General features: G+C 39.4%; 6 protein-coding genes and 1 pseudogene. All 7 read right to left on the bottom strand.

Translation table 11 applies throughout. The annotated features are described in order from the left end of the window. Window positions 1-270: 270 nt before the first annotated feature. Window positions 271-1,272, bottom strand: a complete 1,002-nt coding sequence (locus ACOVO2_RS03090; RefSeq protein WP_421768565.1) for a FecR family protein — start codon at window positions 1,270-1,272, stop codon at window positions 271-273. A gap of 104 nt (window positions 1,273-1,376) precedes the next feature. Continuing rightward, complete coding sequence (locus ACOVO2_RS03095; protein ID WP_421768566.1) at window positions 1,377-1,958, bottom strand: RNA polymerase sigma factor; 582 nt, start codon at window positions 1,956-1,958, stop codon at window positions 1,377-1,379. Window positions 1,959-2,021: 63 nt separating this feature from the next. Next, window positions 2,022-3,275: an MFS transporter gene (locus ACOVO2_RS03100; protein WP_421768567.1), complete on the bottom strand. Its 1,254-nt coding sequence runs from the start codon at window positions 3,273-3,275 to the stop codon at window positions 2,022-2,024. A 55-nt stretch (window positions 3,276-3,330) separates the two neighbouring features. Continuing rightward, entirely contained in the window at window positions 3,331-4,188 is an 858-nt protein-coding gene (locus ACOVO2_RS03105) for a DMT family transporter (protein ID WP_421768568.1), read from the bottom strand. 9 nt (window positions 4,189-4,197) lie between these two features. Continuing rightward, window positions 4,198-5,370, bottom strand: coding sequence for a 2-methylaconitate cis-trans isomerase PrpF family protein (locus ACOVO2_RS03110; protein ID WP_421768569.1), 1,173 nt, complete (start codon window positions 5,368-5,370; stop codon window positions 4,198-4,200). Between the two features lie 7 nt (window positions 5,371-5,377). Continuing rightward, on the bottom strand, window positions 5,378-6,907 hold the full coding sequence (tcuA, locus tag ACOVO2_RS03115) for an FAD-dependent tricarballylate dehydrogenase TcuA (RefSeq protein WP_421768570.1): 1,530 nt from the start codon (window positions 6,905-6,907) through the stop codon (window positions 5,378-5,380). Window positions 6,908-6,982: 75 nt separating this feature from the next. Then, window positions 6,983-7,618, bottom strand: a pseudogene (locus ACOVO2_RS03120) (hypothetical protein); the annotation flags it as partial.

Genomic DNA, 7,618 nt, shown 5'->3' on the forward strand with positions numbered 1-7,618 from the left:
AAATGCTTGATTGAATAGTGGTTTTTGCATAGGTTTACAAAGGTTTTGTTTGATTAACTAAACTTGTTGTCTCAGCTGACATTTGGCGATGGAACTGAGGTGATTTTGAGCCGAAAGTGTTTCCAGCACTCTCGGCTTTTTGTTGAATTTTGGCTTTTTGGTTTATATGAAGTTATGAAAATTTGTAGGCTATGGTCAATTGTCAAGTATTCACAGTTAAAGCTCAATGTTTGTAAGAATCAAACTATTAAAATTGACTATTTGCGTTGTTCATTCGCAGCCACTTCCACTAACTAAAATACTCGTTCCTTTTACCAGATAAGTTGCATTGAGTGAGCGGGTTATGATATCGAGCTTTGTAAAAAGTGGCATTTCGCTCAGATCGCCATTGAGTGTACAATTGCCAAGCGATTCGTTTTCTAAAACCATTTCAATTCCGTAGGCTTTTTCGAGTGTTGTCAGAACCGTATTTAGCGAGGCATCTTTAAAGTTGAAACTTATATTCTCTTTTTTAATTGAGGTTAATACTTCGGGTTTTTCAACTAATCCTGTTACAAAATGCTCTTCCTCATCAAAAAAAGTTACTTTGAGGTTGGGGGTAAGTATCACGCCGTTGTTGTGTTTGCTTTCAGCATCTTTTTCATAGACTGTAACTTTGCCTGATACGACCGAAACTTCTGATTTTTTCATACTAGGATACGCTTTAACCGTGAAACTTGTGCCGAGAACTTTCGTTGTCATTTTGCCTGTATAAATCAAGAACGGTCTGGTGGCATCGTGCATCACATCGAAGAATGCTTCTCCTGAAAGATTTACTTCTCTAAACCTCGTATCTGATTGATTATATGATAGTTGAGTTTTAGGCAGTAACACCACCAAACTGCCATCGGGTAATGTAACTTTCAGTTCTTTGGCAGAGATATTCTCGTATTTTGCCCAACCCGAAAACGGAATGCCACTCAAGGATTGAATGCTTTTGGTAGATGTATTATATGTCCAGATTCCAAATGCCAATAGCACCATAGCTGCGGCACTGCTCAAGTACCAAAACCAATTGATTTGTCGTGTCGGAGTTTTTTTGGCCGGTGAAATTTTTTCTTTAATTTTCAGATAAAGTTCATTTTCTAATTGAAGTTGTTCTTCATCTGTCATTTGGCCAATTCCATCAAGATTTTTTTCAAACGAATAGTACCACGCCTCAATCAGCTCTTGCTCTTTTTGGGTGCTTTGATTTTTTAAAAATCGTTCAATTATTTCTTTGTTAAGTATCATCGGGTGGCGTTCCGTTTTCTTTTTGCTTTCATAGACTAAGTGAAACACTTAGAGGTTTTCCCCTATTTGATAAATAAAAAAAGTGTAATTATTTTTTGAAATAATTATAAAATATTTTCAGGAAGGAAAAGAATAAGCAATGAAGTATAATCTTTCAAAGCCTCACGAAGAATTTTAAGTGCTTTTGTCATTTGATTTTCAACTGTTTTTTCAGAAATATCCAATTTTTCAGATATTTCTCTTTGTGATAGTCCACTACGTTTCAGTAAAAAGACTTCTCTACATTTTTCAGGAATCAATTGAAGAGCATCTTGATATGCATGGTTCAATTCGTCAAAAGCAACGGCTTGTTCGGTAAAATTATCATCATTTTCAGTAGCATCGACGGATAATGAATACTTTTCAAACAAACTGTTTTTTTTGAATTGAGCTATAACAAGGTATTTTATTGAGGAAAATAAGTAGTTTTCGATATTCTCGATAGGAAGTTTTTCACGACGTTCCCATAGCGAAACAAATAATTCTTGAACCACCTCTTTGGTTAGTTCATTGTCTTGCAGGCGTTTATAGGCAGCTCCGTACAGTTTTGAAAAGTATCTGCGATACAAAATCTCAAAAGCTCGACTATCGCCATTGGCAATATCGGCAAGGAGTTCTTGGTCAGTATCGAAAGGCAACTTCTTCATTTTAGTACAAAAGAAAGGAAAATTTGCATTAAAACGAAGAAGTTGATGAATGAAAAGCAATGATTAGTGCGTTTCTACGTCTAAAATCTTTTTTGAAGCGTCAATTTTGAGCCACAATAGTCCACCTAAAATAACAATAAAGCCGATGATTCTAACGGGCAATTCGTAGCTTCCTGTGGCGTGTAAGATAAACCCAAAGGCCGTGGCCATAATAGCCGATCCTAACTGGCCTGCTAAACCCATTGTACCTGATACCGAACCAGCGTGTTCGCCACCGATGTCGGTTGCTGCTGCCCACGAAACTGGTAAAGTAAAGTCTTTGAAAGCGAGGCCAAGAGCCAAAAATATTATGGCAAAAGAAATATCTTGTGTAAATGAGCCAATAATCATACATATTCCTGCCATTACTAAGCCAAACATACCCACATACGAGCGGCCTTTTCGGAGTCCCACCTTTTTTACTAAATAATCCGATGCAAAACCTCCTGCCAAGCAGCCAGCCATACCTAATACAAATGGTAAAGATACCATCCAACCTAACTCGGATTTTGGAATTCCACGACCATTTTGAAGGTATTTGGGCATCCAAGACATGTAAAAATAAGCTCCGTAGAGTAGGCAATGGTACATGCCCATCAAAGCCCAAAGATTTGGACTTTTTAAAACAGTTTTCCATGGCAATAAGCCGTGAGAATTACCATCAATGCTACGACCCGCTTCAATTTCTTGTACTTCTGACTGCGAAATGCCTTTCATCTCTCTTGGCTCGTCTTTAAACCAAAAATACCAACCTATGGCCCAAATGATGCCAAGACTACCAAAAATATAGAAAACACCACGCCAACCGTAGGCTTCTGCCAACCAAATAGAGGTGATAGGTGCTAAGGCTCCACCCATGCGGCTTCCCATCCATACGATTGATTGTATTCTGCCACGTTCGACTGTTGGAAACCAACGAGCAATGGCCACTGAAATAGTCGGGAAGGCACCCGCTTCGCCTGCACCGAACAAAAACCTGACTATCAGCAAGAAATAAAAACCAGATGCAAAGCCTGTAAGAATAGTAAATATCGACCACCACAAAACGATACGGATGAGGGTTTTCTTTGGGCCAATTTTATCAACCATGATTCCCGTTGGAATTTCGAAAGCACCGTAGGCCAATGAAAATGCCGAAAGAATCATGCCCCATTCTTTGTCTGACAGGTTTAGTTCACGTGTGATGTCATCGCCAATTGATGAAATGGAGTTTCGGTCGAGGTAGGTGATGATGGCAAATATGACAAATATTACGACAAGTTCGTATCTTTTTTTCATAAGGATTAATTGATTTGTTTATTGAATAGAAATGAAAGTATTAATATGAATTGATTTAGGTATTAGGTTCAATTTTCGATGCTCGGCGTTTCATTTGCATGGTAAGGATTACCCCCAAGAAAATCATTACAATGCCCACAATGCTTACCCAAGAATACGTTTCTGCGAAAATGAAATAGCCAATCATAAGGGCATAAATAGCTTCGGTATAGCGTAAAATTGAAAGTAGACTGACGTTATCTTTTTGTTGAATTGAAATTGTGAAAAAGTTCTGTGCTACAAAGCCGATGATTCCGATGAGCAGAATTAGTAAAGCCTGACTCATGTTGGGGCTTACCCACGAATCGATGGAAGCAAACCCACTGATGGTGGCCGATATGAACATAAAATAGTGGAGTATAACCAAATGATGGTCGTCTTCGCCAATTTTACGAATGATAATAAATAGCCATCCTCCAGAAAATGCCGCCAGCAGACCCACCCCCAAATCAAAGAAACTTATGCGTGGGTCGAACCCTTTGAGCAGTAGGATTCCTGAAAAAGAAAGCATCAGATAAAACCATTGAAGTGATTTGAGTTTTTCTTTGAGAATCAATACTGCCAAAATGGTAGTAAAAACAGGCGACAAATATTTGAATGCTACGGCCGTTCCGAAGGGTATTCGGCTCAATAAATAAAAAAATGAGAACATCGACATCGAGCCAACTAAGCCTCTAAATACCAGCATTTTATTGTTTTTGCCAATAATCGAAACGTTATCCTTTTTAAGAATAATAATACATAATAACCAACCAATGATAGACCTAAAAAAAATGTGTTCGAAGATTGGAATTTCGGGCAAGTATTTTACTAACGATTGCATAGCCGAAAAGCAAAATGTGCTTATCAACATATATTTTATTCCTTTACTCATTTGGTGTTGTTAGTAATAAACATAACCCTCCATAATTTTTCTGACTGTACGAAGCGTACCTGCTTTATCAAGCAAAGGTCCATTTTCGGTGGCTTTCATTTCGATATTTACCTCAATTATGCCCGCAGGGTGTTCGATAATCACAAATTCACGTGTTTGCCCATTTTCTTTACCCACCTCTGAAGCTACCGTCCCTTTGAGTTTGAGAGCCGCACCCACACAAATCGCCCCAGTTACGGCATGACTCGGATGAAGTGTTTTAGGTGTAAAATAGAGCGAATGGATATTATTTTTTTCATCTTTTGGGCTTGACAATACCCCAATTTTTGGTAAAACATTATTACTTACATCGCCCATACCTGCTCTCAATCCTGCTTCGAGTCTGATGCTCTCCATTTTTTTCATTAATTCGGGGTTTCCCTCAAAAAACTCTTGACTCTCATCGCCTTTGAGGCCCAAATCTTTGGCCTTCATCAAGACCATTAATGTGCCAGCGTCTAAGATGCTTACCTCAATACCATTGATGATTTCTTTTGCCTGACCTGTAGGAAATTGCTTGCCAGTTTTGCCACCAACTTGGTCGGATAAATTTAAAATTACAGGTGCAGCTGTGCCAGGTACACCATCAATTCGTGCGTTGCCTTTGTATTCTACCACGCCGTTGGGTGTCTGCACCAATTCTTCAATGACCGAGTTGGTATTGATGTTGTAGATTCTTACTCGTGTTTCGGGAATAGTGGCCTTCACCCAACCTTTTTCAATGGCAAATGGCCCCACACCTGCCATCATATTGCCACACGGTGGGAGGGTATCGACAATTGGATTTTCTATATCTACTTGGGCAAAAAGATAATCAACATCAATATTTGGTCGGCTTGAAGGTTCGGCCATAACAACTTTGCTTGTTACGGTGGCCACCGCTCCCAAACCATCAATCTGGCGTGCATCAGGCGACCCCATTACAGTGAGCAATATTGCATCACGTTCTTTTTTATTTTTAGGTAAATCTCGTTTATCAAAAAAAGGGCCTTTTGAAGTGCCTCCTCGCATATATATACACGGAACTCTTCTTAATTCTTTATTTTTGATTGCTTCGGCCGACTCTTGTGCGAAGCAAGTCAGCGAAAGCTGAAATAATACAATTAAAAATAGTTTTGATGAGAGTTGATTGAAATTTCGCATCGGCTTATTAGTTATTTTTAATGAATAAAGCGGCTGATTTTCCTGCATAACGCCCAAAAACTGTCCCTGAAGTTAAGCCAGAGCCACCAGGGTATCCATGAAAGAAAACCCCGCCAACCATTTCACCACAAGCAAATAAACCAGCAATCGGTTGAGCATTTTCATCTAATACTTCTCCTTTTTTGTTGACACTCAAGCCGCCATAAGTAAAGGTGATGCCGCTAGTAACAGGATAGGCCCGAAACGGAGGAGTATCAAGCGTATTTGCCCAATTGGTTTTATTTAAAGCCAAACCTTTGGTTGTTTTGCCATCTTTCAGCGTTGGGTCAAAGGCAATATCCTTGCTTTGAGCAGCAGCTTGGTTGTATTCATTCAAGGTTTCAATGGCTTGAGCTTGATTGATACCTTCGATTTTTTCTACCAGTGCTTCAAGTGTATCGGCTTCGTAGAAACTGGCGTGATTTACCCGGTATTCGGCGTAGAGTAACGGAGCAGTTTTGGCATCAAAAATCTGCCAAGCTACGTTATTGGGTTGCTCCAGAATAGCTTTACCAAATTGAGCATAAGTGTAATTTCGCATATCTAAGCCTTCATCCACAAAGCGTTTGCCTTGATTATTGAGCATAACACCAAACAAATAAGATATTTTTCGATAGTGTTTGCGTTCGACGTGCGGAAGATCAAGATTGCCATATTCGGGCATATTTTTATCCATTGGCGTGGCGTGGCATCCCCCGAAATATCCATTGAAAGCTGCACCAACTTTTCGGGCCATTTCAAGTCCTTGACCCATGTTGTGCCGAGTTCCACGTACTTTAGCACTTCCCCATTTTTCGCCTAAATATTTTTCTCTCAATTCTTTATTCGCCTCAAAACCACCACAGCCCAAAATCACGGTTTGGCAGTGAATAATTACTTCCTCGCCCTGTTTTGTGCATCTGATTCCTATTATTTTACCATTTTCTTGTAAAATTTCTTCGGCAGGGCAGTCATAGAAAATCTCACCACCTAGCCTTAGATATTCTTTTAGTTCGGCTTGTACTAAACCGTCGCCTTCACCTTCAACATCGAGTGCCAAACCTCCCCAGAAAACATGTTTTCCTTCTTTCAAAAAACTCTGACGTGCATAGCTTGGGTCGAATTTTACGTTATGCGAACTTAACCATTGCAAAGCCCCCAAACTTTCGTCAACCAAAAATTGTTGCAGTTCAGTGACTGGCTCACCCTCGTTGAAATGCTCTAAATCTGACAAAAATTTTGTTTTGGTGTAGCTTCCAAAAACGGTGTTGGGTAAACGTTCATCTGATAGGTTTCTAATCAAAGGTTTCAAATCTTCAAAAGAATCAAAAGCAAACCTCATAGCTCCTGCGGTGTAGCGGCTGTTTCCACCCCATTCTTTTTCATCACCTTTTTCTACAATTAAAACTCTTGCTCCATATTCAAGTGCAGAAATACCTGCACAAAGAGCTGCATTGCCGCTACCAATAACTATAGTGTCCCAGCTTCCGATTATTAAATTGCTGATTTGTTTACTCATGTTTATTTTGCTAGGTTTATTACGATTGAAGAATGAAAGTAGCCCCAAATCCTTACTGTTTGGGGCCTAACCTTCTTAAAAGTTGTAGTTTAGCGTTAAATTTAGAAATCTTCCTTGCGTACCGAATTGATTCGTACGACGTGAATACACAACTTCATTGGTAGTTTGAGGAACTTGCAGTAAATCAGGGTAAATATCAAAGAGGTTATTTACACCCGCAATAATGGCAAGTTTACTGGTAGGTTTATACGTAACCGAAACATCAGTTAAGGTTTTAGCCGAAAATACTTGATAGTTTACAGCATTTGGATCGGTTGGTTTTACGGCTAAAGTAGCCAAAGGGTCAGAAACTACACCAAAATTCGACACTCTGAGCATGAAACCGATTTTTCCGATTTCTAAGTTTGCCGAAGCAATTAGTTTATTCCTTGGCAAACCATCAGTAATATATAAGGTAGCTATTTTGTCTGCTACTTCTATGCCAGTATCGGTTTTGCGGTTAGCACGGAGTGTGGTATGCATCGACGAATAAGCAACATTGGTACTTAGCTTACTTTTGGCTCCTATAGCGGTATTGTAAGTTGCTACGAATTCTAAACCTCTGGTACGCGTATCAATAGCATTACAAAATACATTGGCTGTTTGTGGGAAACCTGCTGCTACGAATTGTGGTATTTTCGATACATCAATTCCACCTGAAAGTAAGATTCT

Source organism: Emticicia sp., assembly GCF_049241225.1.
Taxonomy (GTDB): domain Bacteria; phylum Bacteroidota; class Bacteroidia; order Cytophagales; family Spirosomataceae; genus Emticicia.

Bases quoted from the DNA above. Each gene is read 5' to 3' on its own strand.
- ACOVO2_RS03090 (WP_421768565.1), bottom strand. From the start codon at position 1,272: ATGATACTTAACAAAGAAATAATTGAACGATTTTTAAAAAATCAAAGC.
- ACOVO2_RS03095 (WP_421768566.1), bottom strand. From the start codon at position 1,958: ATGAAGAAGTTGCCTTTCGATACTGACCAAGAACTCCTTGCCGATATT.
- ACOVO2_RS03100 (WP_421768567.1), bottom strand. From the start codon at position 3,275: ATGAAAAAAAGATACGAACTTGTCGTAATATTTGTCATATTTGCCATC.
- ACOVO2_RS03105 (WP_421768568.1), bottom strand. From the start codon at position 4,188: ATGAGTAAAGGAATAAAATATATGTTGATAAGCACATTTTGCTTTTCG.
- ACOVO2_RS03110 (WP_421768569.1), bottom strand. From the start codon at position 5,370: ATGCGAAATTTCAATCAACTCTCATCAAAACTATTTTTAATTGTATTA.
- tcuA (WP_421768570.1), bottom strand. From the start codon at position 6,907: ATGAGTAAACAAATCAGCAATTTAATAATCGGAAGCTGGGACACTATA.